Annotated in this window: 16 protein-coding genes, 1 tRNA gene and 1 pseudogene; 13 read left to right on the top strand and 5 right to left on the bottom strand. The window is 63.6% G+C overall.

Annotated elements, in window-relative coordinates:
* Positions 1 to 198 precede the first annotated feature (198 nt).
* Positions 199 to 1,005 carry an SDR family NAD(P)-dependent oxidoreductase gene (locus tag JOZ76_RS08190; RefSeq protein ID WP_291698118.1) on the bottom strand — a complete coding sequence of 269 codons (807 nt, stop codon included), beginning with the start codon at positions 1,003 to 1,005 and terminating at the stop codon, positions 199 to 201.
* A gap of 289 nt (positions 1,006 to 1,294) precedes the next feature.
* Between JOZ76_RS08190 and JOZ76_RS08185 the strand changes: the two genes are divergently transcribed.
* The 4 genes from JOZ76_RS08185 (at position 1,295) to JOZ76_RS08170 (ending at position 5,973) form a co-directional block, all read left to right on the top strand.
* Positions 1,295 to 2,215, top strand: a complete 921-nt coding sequence (locus JOZ76_RS08185; RefSeq protein ID WP_291698117.1) for a LysR family transcriptional regulator — start codon at positions 1,295 to 1,297, stop codon at positions 2,213 to 2,215.
* 169 nt (positions 2,216 to 2,384) lie between these two features.
* Positions 2,385 to 2,915 (top strand): (2Fe-2S)-binding protein, encoded by a 531-nt coding sequence (locus JOZ76_RS08180; RefSeq protein WP_291698121.1) that lies wholly within the window; start codon positions 2,385 to 2,387, stop codon positions 2,913 to 2,915.
* The gene (locus tag JOZ76_RS08175) at positions 2,912 to 3,901 is read left to right on the top strand and encodes an FAD binding domain-containing protein (RefSeq protein WP_291698116.1); all 990 of its coding nucleotides are present in this window, start codon (positions 2,912 to 2,914) and stop codon (positions 3,899 to 3,901) included. Before JOZ76_RS08180 ends, JOZ76_RS08175 begins: the two co-directional genes overlap by 4 nt.
* Positions 3,898 to 5,973 carry a xanthine dehydrogenase family protein molybdopterin-binding subunit gene (locus JOZ76_RS08170; RefSeq protein WP_291698115.1) on the top strand — a complete coding sequence of 692 codons (2,076 nt, stop codon included), beginning with the start codon at positions 3,898 to 3,900 and terminating at the stop codon, positions 5,971 to 5,973. Before JOZ76_RS08175 ends, JOZ76_RS08170 begins: the two co-directional genes overlap by 4 nt.
* Positions 5,974 to 6,034: 61 nt before the next feature.
* Here the strand turns inward: JOZ76_RS08170 and JOZ76_RS08165 are convergent.
* Positions 6,035 to 6,124: transfer RNA gene (locus tag JOZ76_RS08165), tRNA-Ser, on the bottom strand.
* 668 nt (positions 6,125 to 6,792) lie between these two features.
* On the opposite strand from JOZ76_RS08165, the gene rplU reads away from it, so the two are divergent.
* The 3 genes from rplU to JOZ76_RS08150 all read left to right on the top strand — a co-directional run bounded on the left by rplU (position 6,793) and on the right by JOZ76_RS08150 (position 8,358).
* The gene (rplU, locus tag JOZ76_RS08160) at positions 6,793 to 7,173 is read left to right on the top strand and encodes a 50S ribosomal protein L21 (RefSeq protein ID WP_291698114.1); all 381 of its coding nucleotides are present in this window, start codon (positions 6,793 to 6,795) and stop codon (positions 7,171 to 7,173) included.
* A 146-nt stretch (positions 7,174 to 7,319) separates the two neighbouring features.
* Entirely contained in the window at positions 7,320 to 7,592 is a 273-nt protein-coding gene (gene rpmA / locus JOZ76_RS08155) for a 50S ribosomal protein L27 (protein WP_291698113.1), read from the top strand.
* A 169-nt stretch (positions 7,593 to 7,761) separates the two neighbouring features.
* Complete coding sequence (locus JOZ76_RS08150; protein ID WP_291698112.1) at positions 7,762 to 8,358, top strand: GNAT family N-acetyltransferase; 597 nt, start codon at positions 7,762 to 7,764, stop codon at positions 8,356 to 8,358.
* 9 nt (positions 8,359 to 8,367) lie between these two features.
* Here the strand turns inward: JOZ76_RS08150 and JOZ76_RS08145 are convergent, their stop codons facing one another.
* Positions 8,368 to 9,285: a DMT family transporter gene (locus JOZ76_RS08145; protein WP_291698111.1), complete on the bottom strand. Its 918-nt coding sequence runs from the start codon at positions 9,283 to 9,285 to the stop codon at positions 8,368 to 8,370.
* A gap of 303 nt (positions 9,286 to 9,588) precedes the next feature.
* On the opposite strand from JOZ76_RS08145, the gene obgE reads away from it, so the two are divergent.
* Positions 9,589 to 10,629 (top strand): GTPase ObgE, encoded by a 1,041-nt coding sequence (gene obgE / locus JOZ76_RS08140; RefSeq protein WP_291698110.1) that lies wholly within the window; start codon positions 9,589 to 9,591, stop codon positions 10,627 to 10,629.
* 117 nt (positions 10,630 to 10,746) lie between these two features.
* Positions 10,747 to 11,889 carry a glutamate 5-kinase gene (gene proB / locus JOZ76_RS08135; RefSeq protein WP_291698120.1) on the top strand — a complete coding sequence of 381 codons (1,143 nt, stop codon included), beginning with the start codon at positions 10,747 to 10,749 and terminating at the stop codon, positions 11,887 to 11,889.
* Here proB and JOZ76_RS08130 read toward each other — a convergent pair whose 3' ends face one another.
* Together JOZ76_RS08130 and JOZ76_RS08125 are read right to left on the bottom strand one after the other, a co-directional pair.
* Positions 11,890 to 12,189 carry a type II toxin-antitoxin system RelE/ParE family toxin gene (locus JOZ76_RS08130; protein ID WP_291698109.1) on the bottom strand — a complete coding sequence of 100 codons (300 nt, stop codon included), beginning with the start codon at positions 12,187 to 12,189 and terminating at the stop codon, positions 11,890 to 11,892.
* Positions 12,179 to 12,457, bottom strand: a complete 279-nt coding sequence (locus JOZ76_RS08125) for a type II toxin-antitoxin system ParD family antitoxin (RefSeq protein WP_291698108.1) — start codon at positions 12,455 to 12,457, stop codon at positions 12,179 to 12,181. The genes JOZ76_RS08130 and JOZ76_RS08125 overlap by 11 nt, the downstream gene beginning before the upstream one ends.
* Before the next feature lie 222 nt (positions 12,458 to 12,679).
* Between JOZ76_RS08125 and JOZ76_RS08120 the strand changes: the two genes are divergently transcribed.
* The 4 genes and pseudogenes from JOZ76_RS08120 to JOZ76_RS08105 form a co-directional block, all read left to right on the top strand.
* Positions 12,680 to 13,972, top strand: a complete 1,293-nt coding sequence (locus JOZ76_RS08120) for a glutamate-5-semialdehyde dehydrogenase (protein ID WP_291698107.1) — start codon at positions 12,680 to 12,682, stop codon at positions 13,970 to 13,972.
* Between the two features lie 114 nt (positions 13,973 to 14,086).
* Positions 14,087 to 14,713, top strand: coding sequence for a nicotinate-nucleotide adenylyltransferase (locus tag JOZ76_RS08115; RefSeq protein ID WP_441299996.1), 627 nt, complete (start codon positions 14,087 to 14,089; stop codon positions 14,711 to 14,713).
* A gap of 311 nt (positions 14,714 to 15,024) precedes the next feature.
* Positions 15,025 to 15,381, top strand: a complete 357-nt coding sequence (rsfS, locus tag JOZ76_RS08110) for a ribosome silencing factor (protein WP_291698106.1) — start codon at positions 15,025 to 15,027, stop codon at positions 15,379 to 15,381.
* A 61-nt stretch (positions 15,382 to 15,442) separates the two neighbouring features.
* Positions 15,443 to 15,648, top strand: a pseudogene (locus tag JOZ76_RS08105) (23S rRNA (pseudouridine(1915)-N(3))-methyltransferase RlmH); the annotation flags it as partial.

Below are 15,648 nucleotides of genomic sequence, written 5' to 3'. Positions count from 1 at the left end.
TTCGTTGAGAAAGAGGAGGCTGCCGTGTCAGAAAACGAACGTCTGCTTTCCATATTCAGGGATCGCATCAAGTCGCCGTCATCGGGTCGTGCAGAGCCGAGAAAGCCATACATTTGAGGAAGCTCTTGTGCGATCATGGCGTGGCGGGCGGGCGTTGATGTCAGCCCTCCTCGGCCCGCTTGTCGCCCACGGACGCATTCAGTTGATTGACGGCGATTTTCCTCCGTCTATCCGCAGGTTTGTTCCGTTCACATACTCGGCCAGCGGGCTGACCACGAACGCCACCAAATCGGCGACTTCTTCGGGTCTCCCAAGCCGCTTGAGCGTCCTGTCGCCCAAGATGTCCTCGAACCATCTGCGCTGTATGGTCTCCCAATCGTCGCCCCAGGAACGCTTTTTGGCTTCGTCACGCAGTATCTTCTCGACGTTGGGCGTATGAATGAGGCCTGGCGAAATCGTATTGACTGTCACGCCGCTGCCCGCCAATGCCTTGGCAGAGCTGAGTGTTGCGTTCACCAACGCTGCCTTCGCCGCGGCATAATCAGGCATCATGACTTGCGGCGTTGATGCCATGCCGGTCGCAATATTGACGATCCGTCCCCAACCCTGTCTTGACATGGCAGGGCCAGCTTCAAGGATCAGGCCCACCGCCGACAGAACGTCGGTTCGATAGAACGCCTCCCAGCTCTCTCGGGTCGTCTCGAACCAGTTCTTTCCAGCGTATTCACCGGCATTGTTGACGAGAATGTCGATGCCACCGAGGGCTTCGACAGCTCCCCGATAGAGTTCATATGGGCCGCTTTCGGTTGAGAGATCGGCAATGACCGGAAAGGCGCGACGACCCTCTTTCATGATTTCCTTTGCGACGTGTTCTGCACGAGCAACATCGCGACCATGAACAACGACGTCGCAGCCTTCACGGGCCAGGGCCCGCGCTATTGCGACTCCGATCCCGGCGGTGCTTCCGGTAATCAACGCCCGCTTAGCCGCCAGATTGAGATCCATGTCCGAATCCCCAGACAAATCATTCGTTTCCGCATGTTGAAGCGATGCCTCTGTGCCAACACCCTTGCCTTGGGGATATCCTGACCAGACAACTCGGATCAGGAAGGGTGAAGCTTGGGGTTGGCGCATTCCTGCAGGCATTGCCCGACGCTCCGCGGACGTTGCCAACGCGCCGGAGATAGTGGCTTAACGTCCGAAAGCAATTCCGGGCGCGGGATCAGAATTCAAGATAGGATTGATCGGAAGTCCGCGCCACACGTGCGCTCGACCTTGCTGCTGTCAGACTCGTATGGAAAAGCTCGAGAACATCATTGCCTTTGTACGCATCGCCGAAGCCGGAAGCATCCGGGGCGGCGCCGAGCGCTTGGGCCTAACGATTTCCGCCGCCAGTAAAGCGCTTCGGCGCTTGGAGTCGCGCGTCGGTGTCCCGCTCGTGCGCCGTAACTCGCACGGGCTCAGTCTCACCGACGATGGAGAAGCGCTCCTCATCCACGGCCGCCGTATCCTGGCCGAATTGGAGGCCGTCGAGGGCATGCTCGCTCAATCGGGCGAGAAACCCCGCGGGCGCGTCCGGATCTCGTTGCCAGTAGCGTTCGGCCGAATGTATGTGCTGCCGCTTCTGGTCGAGTATCAGCGACAGCATGCGGACGTGGTTGTCGATCTCAAGCTCGAGGATCGATTCTCGGACTTGGTCGGCGACGGAGTTGATCTTGCCCTGCGTATGACCAGAGACCAGCCACGCGATAGCAATCTCGTCGCTCGGCGCCTCACATCGAGCCGGCTGGTTCTTTGCGCCTCGCCCAGTTATCTCGACAAGCACGGAGTCCCGCAGTCTCCGGAAGACCTCGCCGAGCACGTTTGCCTGGCCTTCTCGCACAGCGGCCTCAGCTACCGCTACCGGCTGTCCAAGAACGAGGTTCCATTCGACTATGGCGTAGCGCCGCGCCTCGCAATCGATAACGGCGAGGCGCTCCGTGATGCGGCGATCGCCGGACTCGGGTTATGCCAGCTCCACGCCTACATAGCGGCCCCCGAGATTGAATCAGGGCGACTCAGGCCGGTCCTGCTGGATTATCTGGCTCCGCCGATCGGCATCTATGCCGTTTATCAGAGTCGAGATCCGATGTCGCTCAAGGTGCGAAGCCTGATCGATCACCTCGCCTTGCAGGTGAAGGAGCCGGCGCCCTGGCACAAGTGTCTGGGGGTTTAGCGCGCACGTTCGTCAAGCCAAGATTGAAAAATGGTCCCGGCCCTTTTCCTCGGGCGCGGCGTTAGCGGGGACACGGCATGACTTCTCTCACAAGGACTGGGCTGTGACTCCACCTGACCTGAGCCGCAGGGATCTGATCTATCTCACCGCGAGCGGAGGGCTGCTGGGGTTGGGCGCACCGGGATCGAACGCCGAGGCAGAGTCGCAGCAGGCCCAAGCACGTCCTGAGAAGCGGTCCGTAGAACTCACGGTAAACGGCGAGCGGCGCGAATTCCAGATCGCCCCTTCAGTGACCTTGCTTGACGCACTTCGCGAGCACCTCGAATTGACCGGCACGAAAAAGGGCTGCGACCATGGTCAGTGCGGTTCGTGCACCGTGCTGGTCGGTGGCCGCCGCGTGCTCGCCTGTCTGATCTTGGCGATCAGCGAACATCAGGGTGAGCCTATCGAAACCATCGAGGGCTTGGCGCGAGACGATGGTGTTCATCCCCTTCAAGCCGCTTTCGTTGCTCATGATGCCCTGCAGTGCGGATACTGTACGCCGGGCCAGATCATGTCCGCTATCGGCCTGCTTCGGGAGGGACGCCCTGCCGATGACGATGCGATCCGCGAGGGAATGGCCGGAAACATCTGTCGTTGCGGCGCCTACGAGGGCATCGTCGCGGCAATCCGCAGCATATCCGCCGGAGGAGTCGAATGACTCCCTTCGATTACGTGCGCGCCGGTTCGATGCGGGAGGCGGTTGAGCTCCGTTCCCGAAGCCCAAACGCCGCGTTCCTGGCCGGCGGCACGACGCTGACTGATTTGATGAAGGGGGGTGTCGAAAAACCCTCGCTGCTCGTCGACATACGACGTGTTCCCGATCTCGATTACATCAACGTCTCTTCAGGGAAAGCTTCGCTGGGAGCCTTGACCAAGAACAGTGATCTTGCGACCGATCCGGCCTTGATGAAGGCGGCCCCCATGCTCACACAGGCCATTGCCGCAGGCGCGTCGCCTCAAATCCGGAACATGGCAACGCTGGGAGGAAACCTCCTCCAGCGCACGCGCTGTCCCTATTTCCGAAACCAGGCGTTTGCATGCAACAAACGCAGTCCCGGGTCCGGCTGCGCGGCGCTCACCGGATACGATCGTGGTCATGCGGTCTTGGAGGGCAGCTCCCAGTGCGTCGCGACCCATCCCTCCGACCTTGCGGTCGCGCTGGTGGCTCTCGGCGGAGAGATCCAAGCCGAACACATCAGCGGCCAACGGAATATTCCTCTTTCCGAGTTTTTTCGCCCGCCCGGCGAGACGCCCTGGATCGAGACGAGCCTGCAGCGGGGCGCTCTGATCGTTTTCGTGGAGACAGATCTACCTCCGGAGGCGCGGCGATCGGTCTATTTGAAAGTCCGCGATCGTGCCTCGTATGAGTTCGCCTTGGCCTCTGCGGCGGTCGGTCTGCATCAAGACGGATCTCGCATCATCGGCGCCAGGATCGCCCTCGGCGGCATTGCCACCCGACCGCTGCGATTTGCGACCGCCGAAGCGTCCCTGATCGGGCGAACCGCCGACGAAGCGGCGTTCCGCGATGCCGCCGCGATCGCGCTCGGCGAAGCCCGGCCCGGCCGCGAAAACGGGTTCAAGGTCGAGCTCGCCAAGCGAACATTGGTGAAGGCGCTGAAACTCGCCAGCGAGCTTCAACAATGAGCCTTGGCGATCCCATCCCCCGCCGGGACGGTCCTTTGAAAGTCGCCGGCCGCGCGACCTACGCAGCGGATCAGCACCCGCAGGGCATCGCGTACGCCGCGCCGGTCCTCTCGACCATCGCGAGTGGGGAGGTCCTCTCGATCGACACGCGGCCTGCGATGCAACGGGCCGGCGTCTTGACGGTGCTCACGCCGGACAACATGCCGGCGCTTGGCCAGCTCACCGATCTCAAGGGCGGCACTCTTGGGGAACCGCGGCTGCCTTTGTCCGACCGCCTTGTCGAATATGATGGGCAGCTGGTTGGCCTCGTTGTGGCCGAGAGCCTGGAGCTGGCGAACGAGGCGGCCGCGCTCGTTCAGATCGTGTATGCTCCGGGCACACCCCGCTCCGAAATTGAACGGAGTTCGGACCGTTTTCGCCCCAAGGACTTCTATGGCATCGCCGAATTGCAGACGCAGCGCGGCGATGTTGATGAGGCGCTTTCGGCATCCCCGTTTCGACTGCAGCACTCGTACGAAACGTCCGTCGAACACCATAATCCCATGGAGCCACATGCGACGACAGCTCTATGGGAGGGAGATCGGCTGATCGTCTACGACAGCACCCAAGGGGTGATCTCCACCCGGAACGTGCTTGCCCACTTCTTCGGGCTGCCGGCCGGGAACGTGCGGGTGATATGCCCTTACGTCGGAGGAGGGTTCGGCTCGAAAGGCTACGTCTGGCCCCGAACGATCTTGGCTGCCGCGGCCGCAAAAGCCACAGGGCGACCCGTGAAACTGGCTCTTTCGCGCCAGGCGACGTTCAGCAACAACGGACACCGCGGCCGGACCATTCAGACCGTGAGCCTGGGCGCAGACCAGCTCGGTCGCTTGATCGCCATCCGCCATCACACCCTCACGCAGACCTCTCTGGCGGGCGTGCATGTCGAGCCGAGTGGAATAGCGACCGGGATGCTGTACGCCTGCGACAACGTTGCGGTCTCGCACGAGGTCGCACGAGTCACCACGGGTTCGCCTACCGCCATGCGCGCGCCAGGGGAGGCCTCTGGCGTATACGCGCTCGAATGCGCGATGGACGAGCTGGCTGAAGCAATCGGCATGGATCCGCTTGAGCTGCGCCGGCGGAATCATGCGGTCTCGGACCCGGAGACCGGCAAGCCGTTCAGCTCAAAGCACCTCCTCGCCTGTTATGAGCGCGGCGCACAGGCATTCGGCTGGTCGCGCCGCGATCCGCGGCCTCGCTCGATGACAGCAAATGGCATGTTGATCGGGTGGGGCATGGCCTCCGCCACCTACCCAGCGAACATGCGCCCATCGTCCGCGCGCGTCGAAGCCGAGCCAGATGGCCGGTTCGTTGTGACCGCGGCGACGCAGGATTTGGGGACGGGGGCTTATACGATCCTGGCGCAGATCGCGGCCGCGGCGCTGGGAGTACCAGTGGAGAAGGTCCGCTGCGAGCTAGGCGACAGCGCCCTGCCCGAGGCGACGCTCTCCGGCGGGTCCAGCACCTCTGCCAGCGTCGGTTCTGCCGTGCACGAAGCAGCCCTGAAGCTACGAACACAGTTATCAGCGGGAGGGGCGCCGATGGCCGAAGCCCATCATGAGCCCGGCGAACTGGAAAAGCAGTATTCAGCGCACTCGTTCGGGGCGCACTTTGTCGAGGTCGCCGTGGATCCGGAGTTGGCTGTCATTCGCGTCCGTCGCGTCGTCTCCGCCATGGATGTCGGCCGAATCTTGAACCATCGTACCGCTCAGAGCCAAATCCGAGGGGGCGTAGTATGGGGTATCGGCATGGCGCTGATGGAACGAACCGGCTTCGACCCTGCGACAGGCCGCCTTGTTACCAGAAACCTCGCCGACTACCTCGTGCCCGTGAACCCGGACGTTCCCGAAATTCAGGTGATCCTCATCGACGAACCAGACCCGCACTTCGGCCCCATCGGAGCGAGAGGGATGGGCGAAATCGGAATAACTGGTCTGCCTGCCGTCATCGCGAATGCAGTTTGGCACGCTACGGGCGTGCGTGTGCGGCGGCTTCCCATTGTGATCGAATCGATTTTGCACCAATTGTAGCTCGCGTCCCGGTCCGACGTGGTCAGGGTGGAGATTGCCCTTGTTTGCTGGAACGAGCTTCTGGCGGAGAGGGAGGGATTCGAACCCCCGATAGGCTTGCACCTATGCCGCATTTCGAGTGCGGTGCATTCAACCACTCTGCCACCTCTCCTGAAGGCGCCAAATCACGGCGCGAGCCGTGCGTGGTCGGGGCCGTGTTCTAGGCGAGGATGGCGGGGCAGACAAGCGCGCCACTGACAAAATCCGTACGTGCAACCAGAGCGCAGCCGGAAGAGAAGCTGGGACCGCCATACGCAAGCACAGATTGGCGGTCCCACACCGCAGAAGCCGACGCCGACGGTTGAGGTTTCGGACGCCGGCAGGTGCGGCCCGGGCAAGCTAGCGAGGACAGTGGCGGCGACAACGCGAAGTCCATTTAAACCTTACCGGTCAAGGTTACCGTCCTCCTGCGGCCGGTCTGCCCGGCAGGCTCGCGGAACCCCGGCGGCTTTCGGGCGGCGGCCACACCGCCCCGGCTTGCCAAGGCGATGCGTCCATGTCAGCGGCAAAACCGCGCCAAACCCTTCATTTTCGGCCGGTTTTTGCCCCGCTTCGCCTTGACTCCCAGCTGATTGCCGCTATAAGTGCCGCCAATCCGGCGCGGGGCGTTCTCGCGCCGCTCGTTTTTGCGCGACATCCTCAAGCCTTCAGCGTTTGAGCCTTCAACGGCCCTTTTGAGGGGACGGCCGCCAGGACGAGCCATAAGACGAACCCATAACGACTGAACAAGAAGCCGGCCCGGGATCCCGAGGCCGGGATCGAACACGAAGGACGAAAAAGATGTTCGCAGTCATCAAGACCGGCGGCCGGCAGTACCGCGTCGTTCCGGATGATGTGCTCGAGATTACCAAGATCGACGGCGAGGTCGGCACCATCGTGCAACTCAGCGAGGTGCTGGTGGTCGGCGGCGATACGCCAATGCTCGGCGTTCCCACCGTGCAGGGCGCCTCGGTCGCAGCCGAACTGCTGCAGCACAAGCGCGGCCCGAAGGTGATCGCGTTCAAGAAGCGCCGCCGCAAGAACTCGCGCCGCAAGCGCGGCTATCGCGACGAACTCAGCGTGATCCGCGTCACCGAGATCCTGACCGACGGCGCAAAGCCTTCCGTGGGACCGCGGCCGAAGAAGGCGAAGGCTGCGACCGCCGAGGGCGACGCGGCTTGAGGCGCAGGTCTGTGAGGCGCGAGCGGCGCTCGCAGACGAGAATGTGAAGGGATCGCAATTGTGATGCGCGGCAAATCGCGCGTGAACAAAAGTGAGATGATTCCTTCACGGAATTGAACTAAGGATACAATAATCGGAGACGGGCCATGGCTCACAAAAAAGCAGGCGGTTCATCGCGCAACGGACGTGATTCGAAAGGCAAGCGCCTTGGAATCAAGGCCTATGGTGGCGAGCATGTAGTTCCCGGAAACATCATCGCGCGTCAGCGCGGCACGACCTGGCATCCCGGCCTTAATGTCGGCATGGGCACCGATCATACTCTGTTCGCCAAGATCGAAGGCCGCGTCGAATTTCAAGCCAAAGCCAACGGTCGCACGTTCGTGTCGGTACGCCCGCTGACCGAAGCCGCGGCCGAATAGTACGGTGGACACATCCGAGTCCGCCGGGTCCCGATGAACCGGCGGAGCTCTTCAAGGCTCCAAGTGGGGAGGCGGGATACCGGCCTCCCTTTTCATTTGCGCGTGTTTCGAGGTTTTCCATCGCAACACTCGCAACAAGCCGAACAGCTTGATCGACGGAGCCTTGAGAATGCTGCAGGACTTTCCCACGCCGACCGTGCGCGCGCCCCCGGCTTGCGTGCTCGAAACCGAGCGGCTGACCTTGCGCAGGCCGACGCTCGCGGACGTCAGGGCGATCACGCAGCTCGCCAATGACCGCCGCGTCGCGGAAAACACCCGCCGCCTGCCGCATCCCTATGTTCAGGAGCACGCGGTCGCCTTCGTGCGCGCCACCGCGGACGGTGCACGCGAAGCGGCGTTCCTGATCGAGCACAATCACGCCCCGATCGGCATGGTCGGCATCAACTCGGCCAGCAAGAACGCGCCCGAACTCGGCTATTGGCTCGGCGTCGCCCATTGGGGCCGGGGCTTTGGCACCGAGGCCGCCCGCGCGGTGATCGACTTCTTCTTCGAGGAGACCGATGCCGAGCTGCTTCACGCCGCCGCGCGCGTCGCCAACCCGGCTTCGCGCAACATCCTCGAAAAATGCGGCTTCCAGTGGAACGGCGTCGAACTGCACCGCTTCGAGGCGCTGGGCTCGTCGAGCCCGGTCGATTCGTTCCGCCTCTCGCGCGGGGTGTGGTCGTCGCTGAAGAACTGGGCGAGCTCGACGCGGCGCGAGGCGTGAGCGATCAGATCACGCCGGCGGATTGACTGCCGGCGTGTCGCGGCCGAGCCTGCGCTCGCGCAGCACGATGTAGAGCCCGGCGGCGATGATGATCGAGACGCCGATCATCGTTGCCGGCCGCGGTACGTCGCCGAATACGACGAGGCCGAAAATCACGGCCCAGACGATCATCGAATATTGAAACGGCACCACGACGCTGGCCGGCGCGAGTTTCAGCGAGCGGTTGACGCAGAACAGCGCGCTTACAGAGATCACGCCGGCGGCCGCGAACTGGATCAGGCTCAGGGCATGCGGCGTCACCCAGCCGAACGGCGCCATGACGGCGCCGAGCACGAAGGTGCCGATGAATTGCGACGAGGCCATCACCACGTCGGGGGTGGCGCGCAAGCAGCGCGTGATCAGCATCAAGGACGCAAACGACAGGCTGCCGCCGAGCGCGATCAGCGCCGGCCAGCTGAAGGTCTGCGATGACGGCCGAAGCGCGATCAGCACGCCGCAGAAGCCGACCACGATCGCGCACCAGCGCCGCCAGCCGACCTTTTCACGAAGCAGCAGCGCGGACATTGCGGTGACGAAAATCGGACCGGCGAGATAATAAGTGATGACGTCGGCAAGTGGCAGATAGACGACGGCCAGAAAGAACGCCGCGACCTCGAGCGTGGAGAGCACGACGCGAAGCAGCTGCAGCCAGGGCCGCTCGAGCCGGAAAAACTCCGCGCGATGTCGCCAGATCATCGGCGCCAGCATGGCGAGCGCCGCGCAGGCGCGAAAGCACAAGAGCTGCCCGACCGAATAGGTCGCGACGATGAATTTTCCGAGCGCGTCGCCGAACGAGAACATGAACACCGACAGCAGCATCAGCGCGATGCCGGCAAGGCGCGCCGAGCGCTCGTCATTGTGAGGCGAGATTTTTGCAAGCAGCGACATCGGGACGTCCGAAAGCGGAAGCCCTGCCGATTAGCAACTCGCGGACCATTTCTCCAGCATCAAGGCGGCGCGCCTGGATTGACGGAGATCATTGAAGCGGCTTCGCGCCGGCCGTACCGGTTGATGATCAAGCCCTTTGCAGGACGTCCCACATCCAGGACTTCGATCCGGCGACCGTGTGGTGCACACGCAGCCCTGGTTCGAGGACTTGCGCGCCCGACAAGCCGGGCAATTAGGGCTTCCGCGTGCATTTGGGAGGTCCGAGGGTTGCCCGGCGGGCCCGGCTGCCTTACCTAGATTTCCATGAAATTCCTCGATGAAGCCAAGGTCTATATCCGCTCCGGCGACGGCGGTAACGGCTGCGTCGCGTTCCGGCGCGAGAAGTTCATCGAGTTCGGTGGTCCCTCCGGCGGTAATGGCGGGCGCGGCGGCGACGTCATCATCGAGGTGGTGGACGGGCTGAACACGCTGATCGACTACCGCTACCAGCAGCATTTCAAGGCCCAGAAGGGCGAGAACGGCATGGGCAAGGACCGCCACGGCGCCGGCGGCAAGGCCATCGTGCTGAAAGTTCCCGTCGGCACGCAGGTGTTCGACGAGGACCGGGAAACGCTGATCTACGATTTCACCGCGCTCGGCGAAAAGTTCGTGCTTGCGCGCGGCGGCAATGGCGGCTTTGGCAATGCGCATTTCAAGTCGCCGACCAACCGCGCGCCGCGCCATGCCAATCCCGGCCAGTCAGGCGAGGAACGCTGGATCTGGCTGCGCTTGAAGCTGATCGCGGATGCCGGCCTGGTCGGCCTCCCCAATGCCGGCAAGTCCACGTTCCTCGCCGCGGTCAGCGCCGCAAAACCGAAGATCGCCGATTATCCCTTCACGACGCTGCATCCGCAGCTCGGGGTGGTGAGTACGGGCGGCCGCGAATTCGTGCTCGCCGATATTCCCGGCCTGATCGAGGGCGCGCATGAGGGCGCCGGCCTCGGCGACCGCTTTCTCGGCCATGTCGAGCGTTGCCGCGTGCTGCTGCATCTCGTCGACGCGACCTGTGAGCATGCCGGCAAGGCGTATAAGACAGTGCGGCACGAGCTCGAAGCCTATGGCGGGCAGCTTGCGGAAAAAACCGAGATCGTTGCGCTGAACAAGATCGACGCGACGACGCCGGACGAATTGAAGAAGCAGAAGGACCGTCTGAAACGCGCGGCGAAGAAGACGCCGCTGCTGATCTCGGGCGCGACCGGCGCCGGCGTCAAGGACGCGCTGCAGGCGTTGGTGGATGTGATCGGCACGGCGCCGGAGACCAAGCAGGACAAGAGCGCCGCTGAAGCCGAGCCGTGGACGGCCTGAAGCAATGCCGCTTGCGCGAAGCATGTTCCCAGTGCAAAAGCGATGCGCTGGGAACACCGGGCGCGGTATTCCCATTCCCTGTTCCTCTGATGCATGTCCGCTGCCATGTCCGTCGCTTTGGCCCGCCCCGAGCTGAAGAATTTCCGCCGCATCGTCGTCAAGGTCGGCTCATCGCTGCTGGTCGATTCCGAAGCAGGCGAGGTCAAGGCGTCGTGGCTGGCCGCGCTCGTCGCCGATCTCGCAAAGCTGCATTATGAGCGGCGCGACGTGCTCATCGTGTCCTCGGGCTCGATCGCGCTGGGACGCAGCCGCCTCAAACTGCCGCGCGGACCGCTGAAGCTGGAGGAGAGCCAGGCGGCCGCGGCGGTCGGACAGATCGCGCTGGCGCGGATCTGGTCGGAGGTGCTCGGCGCGCACGGCATCGGCGCCGGCCAGATCCTGGTGACGCTACAGGACACCGAGGAGCGCCGCCGTTATCTGAACGCACGCGCGACCATCGCAAAGCTGCTGGAATGGCGCGCGGTGCCCGTGATCAACGAGAACGACACGGTCGCCACCAACGAGATCCGCTATGGCGACAATGACCGCCTGGCAGCGCGCGTCGCGACCATGGCGAGCGCCGATCTGTTGATCCTGCTGTCCGATATCGACGGCCTTTATGATGCGCCGCCGGCGCAAAACCCCGACGCAAAACTGATTCCGGTGGTCGAAACCGTCAGCTCCGAGATCGAGGCGATGGCCGGCGCCGCCGGATCGGACTTGTCGCGCGGTGGCATGCGCACCAAGATCGAGGCGGCGAGAATCGCGACCACCGGGGGCACGCACATGCTGATCGCTTCCGGCAAGATCGAGCATCCGCTGCGCGCGATTGCCGAGGGCGGGCGCTGCACCTGGTTTCTGACGCCCGCCAATCCCGTCACCGCCCGCAAACGTTGGATCGCGGGCTCGCTGGAGCCGAAGGGCACGCTGACTATCGACGCCGGCGCGGTCAGGGCGCTGCGCGCCGGACGGAGCCTCTTGCCGGCCGGCGTGATCCGGGTCGACGGCCAGTTCGCGCGCGGCGATGCGGTTGTCGTACGTGGCCCGGACACCGATGAAATCGGGCGGGGTCTGGTCGCCTATGACGCCGAGGACGCCGAAAAGATCAGGGGCCGCTCCTCGCCCGACGTGATGATGATTCTGGGCATCTCCGGGCGCTCGGAAATGATCCATCGCGACGATCTCGTGCTTGGCGGGACGCGCCTCGCTGAGTCGACCTGATCACGATCCCATGTCGTCGGCGTCGATGTCCTGGCGCCCATGCATGACGCGAACGACCTCGATGCCGTCAGGTAGCGGAACGTAGAAAATCACGTAGCTCCCGACTGGGAAGCTCCGCAGACCGCGCTGGATATCGACTCGCTGCCGCCCGGCGAGCGGATTTTGCGCGAGCATTTCGAAGACGTCACCAATGCGATCGATCTGCCGATGAGCGGCATCGACGCTGTCGAGGGCGATGAAGCTCCAGATCGCATCGAGATCAACGTCGACCTGCTCACGTTTTCGGAATCTATTCCCCACGCTTGCGCGCCGCCAATCGCTCTCGTCCGCGCGTCTTGATTGAATTCATGAATTCGTGGATATCGATTTCCTCGGCCGGACCACTGTCAATGCCCTTCTGAATTTCGGCCCGCAGCGCGTCAAGCTTGGCCTTGCGGCGTTGCTCGCGCTCCTCGATCAGCCGAAGGCCGTCCCGTAAGACTTCGCTGGCGGTGGCGTAGCGGCCGCTTTCGACGAGGCTGTCGATGAAGTCCTCAAAATGCTTGCCGATGCTGTAGCTGCTTGCCATGCCGAGCTGCTCCCGAGATATCAACTTATGATAATTAATGATACTGCAGGCGAACGCAAGGCCGCCGAGATTGGGACCCGGAGACGACGCTTGCATTGGGCCAATGGCCGACCTCGGACCGGCCGAGCGCGGGTCAGCCAAGCGGGAACCGACTTCGCAAGCTGGCTTTTTCCGTGCTAGGACGTTTGGCTTAATCGAAGGCCAAAGACCAAGACAAACCCCATGACTGCCTCCCTGAAGGCGATCGACGGCAACGTCGATCTCGCCGTCCTGATGAACGACCTCGCAAGCTCCGCGCGCGCTGCCGCCCGGGTGCTGGCGCTCGCCTCGGAAGAGCAGAAGAATCGCGCGCTCGATGCCATGGAACGCGCGATCCGCCAGAACGCCGAGGCGATCCTCGCCGCCAATGCCGAGGATGTCGCCGAGTTTCGCAGCTCTGGCGGCACCGCGGCGTTCATCGATCGCCTGACCCTGACACCAGCGCGTATCGCGGCAATGGCCGATGGGATCGCCACGGTGCGCGCCATCCCCGATCCCGTGGGGGTGGTGACCGAGAGCTGGCAGCGGCCGAACGGCATGACCATCGAGCGCGTGCGGGTGCCGCTCGGCGTGGTCGCCGTGATCTTCGAGAGCCGGCCGAATGTCACCGCCGACGCCGGCGTGCTGTGCCTGAAATCCGGCAATGCGGTGATCCTGCGCGGCGGCTCGGACTCCTTCCGCTCAAGCCGCGCCATCCATGCATGCCTCACGCAGGGCTTGCGGGAGGCGGGACTGCCTGAAGCTGCAATTACCTTGGTGCCGACGCGGGACCGCGCCGCAGTCGGGCTGCTGCTCAGCGGGCTTGGTGGCAAGGTCGACGTGATCGTGCCGCGCGGCGGCAAGAGCCTGGTGGCGCGGGTCGAGGCCGAGGCCCGCGTTCCCGTGTTCGCGCATCTGGAAGGCGTCAACCACGTCTATGTCGACCGTGCCGCCAATCCCGAGATGGCGAAGGCGATCGTGCTGAACGCAAAGATGCGCCGCACCGGCGTCTGCGGCGCGGCCGAGACGCTGCTGGTGGATCGCGCAGGCGCGACAACTCATCTAGGGCCGCTGGTCGGCATGCTGATCGATGCGGGCTGCGAAGTGCGTGGCGACGAGGCGGTGCGGCGCGCCGATGCGCGCGTCAAACCCGCGGTCGAGGACGACTGGAATGCCGAATATCTCGACGCGATCATCGCAGCCAAAGTGGTCGACGGCGTCGACGGCGCAATCGCGCATGTTCAGGAGCACGGCTCGCATCACACCGACGCGATCGTGACCGAGGACGATAAGGCGGCCAAAAAATTCCTGAAAGAGGTGGATTCGGCGATCGTGCTGCACAACGCGTCGACCCAGTTCGCCGACGGCGGCGAGTTCGGATTCGGTGCGGAGATCGGCATCGCCACGGGGCGATTCCACGCCCGCGGCCCGGTTGGTGTCGAACAGCTGACCAGTTTCAAATATCGCATCCACGGCAGCGGACAGACGCGACCGTGATCGGACATGCTGTTGCGAACAGAGCAAACAGGATCGGACCGTTGGCAAGATGAGATCGCGACGCGGCAGGCGACGGAGCCGGCGTTGAGCGAAGCGTCCGCAATCCGGCCGGCGATCGCCAAAGGCATCCCGCTCTACACCGAAGGCATGCGCATCGGGCTGCTCGGCGGTTCGTTCAACCCGCCGCATCTCGCCCATCGCGCCATCAGCCTGTTCGCGCTCAAGCGGCTCAAGCTCGACCGCGTCTGGTGGCTGGTCAGCCCGGGAAATCCGCTCAAGGACAACGGCCATTTGCACGGCCTTTACGAACGCGCGGAAGCCGCGCGGCAGATGGCCGACGATCCGCGCATCGAGATCACCTGTCTCGAATCCGTCATCGGCACGCGGTACACTGCAGACACGATCAGCCATCTGCGCCGCCGCGCTTCCGGCTTGCGCTTCGTTTGGATCATGGGCGCCGACAATCTCGCGCAATTCCATCGCTGGCAGAACTGGCAGCGCATCGCGAGCCAGGTTCCGATCGCCGTGATCGATCGTCCTCCACAGAGTTTTCGCGCGCTGACCGCGCCGGCGGCGCAGGCGCTCGCGCGCTATCGGATTCCCGAAAACCAGGCGGGCCGGCTGCCCATGCAGCGCCCGCCGGCCTGGGTTTTCCTCACGGGACTGAAGATCAACCTGTCGTCGACGGGCCTGCGCAATCCGGACGGGAGCTGGAAGAGCACTACATCGGGCGGAACGTAACGGCGGCTCCGCGCGTTATCGGCTGTTTGAGTAACGTCCGGGCATCTCGCGCCCCGGACGGAGAGGCCAGCCTCGGGGACTTTTCCGACGTTTGCCCCGGGTGCCGGATTAAGGCTTTCGAACTTCGGACAGTGGGGGTCTGGCGTATTGAAACCGTTAACCCCACATGCCTAGAATGGTCCGCGGGCACGAGGATTCGGCAACCCGCGATACAGTGAAAGGAATGGTCCCTGACCACGTCTGTATTGTCCAAGTCTGTTTTACCCAAGGCCCAAAAGACCGCGCGTAAAACATCGACCCAGAATGTGGCCTTGAAGGCGCAACCTGACGCCGACAAGACGCTGAGCACGATCCTCTCCCGCCTCGACGACATGAAGGCGGAGGAGACGGTCACCATCGACCTCCGCGGCAAATCCGCTTACTCCGACTACATGGTCATCTCGACCGGCCGCTCGAACCGGCATGTCGGCTCCATTGCGGAAAATGTCGCCAAGGGCCTGAAAGAGACCGGCCTCAAGAACATCCACATCGAGGGCTTGCCCAATTGCGACTGGGTGTTGATCGATTCCGGCGACGTGATCGTTCACGTGTTCAGGCCAGAGGTCCGTGAGTTCTACAACCTCGAACGGATGTGGACTCAGGGGCCGAAGCCCGCCAAGACGATCTGAAGCGATCGTCTGAAGCGGCGGCCGATGTCATTTCACTGCAGCGCATGCTAGCTGCATGCGCATGCGTGTCATCGTCATTGCTGTCGGCCGCTTGAAGCAGGGACCGGAGCGGGCGCTCGCCGAGCGCTACCGCGAGCGGTTCGACGATATTGGCCGCAAGCTTGGCTTTCGCGGCCTCGAGATCCACGAGCTATCGGAGAGTCGGGCGCGTGACGTCGCCACCCGGATCGCCGAGGAGGCCGCAGCGATCGCCGGCGCAATCCCGGA

The sequence above is a fragment of the Bradyrhizobium sp. genome, assembly GCF_019244115.1.
Classification (GTDB): domain Bacteria; phylum Pseudomonadota; class Alphaproteobacteria; order Rhizobiales; family Xanthobacteraceae; genus Bradyrhizobium.
The sequence above is the reverse complement of the archived record's forward strand: the minus strand, read 5'-3'. Positions and strand labels throughout refer to the sequence as shown.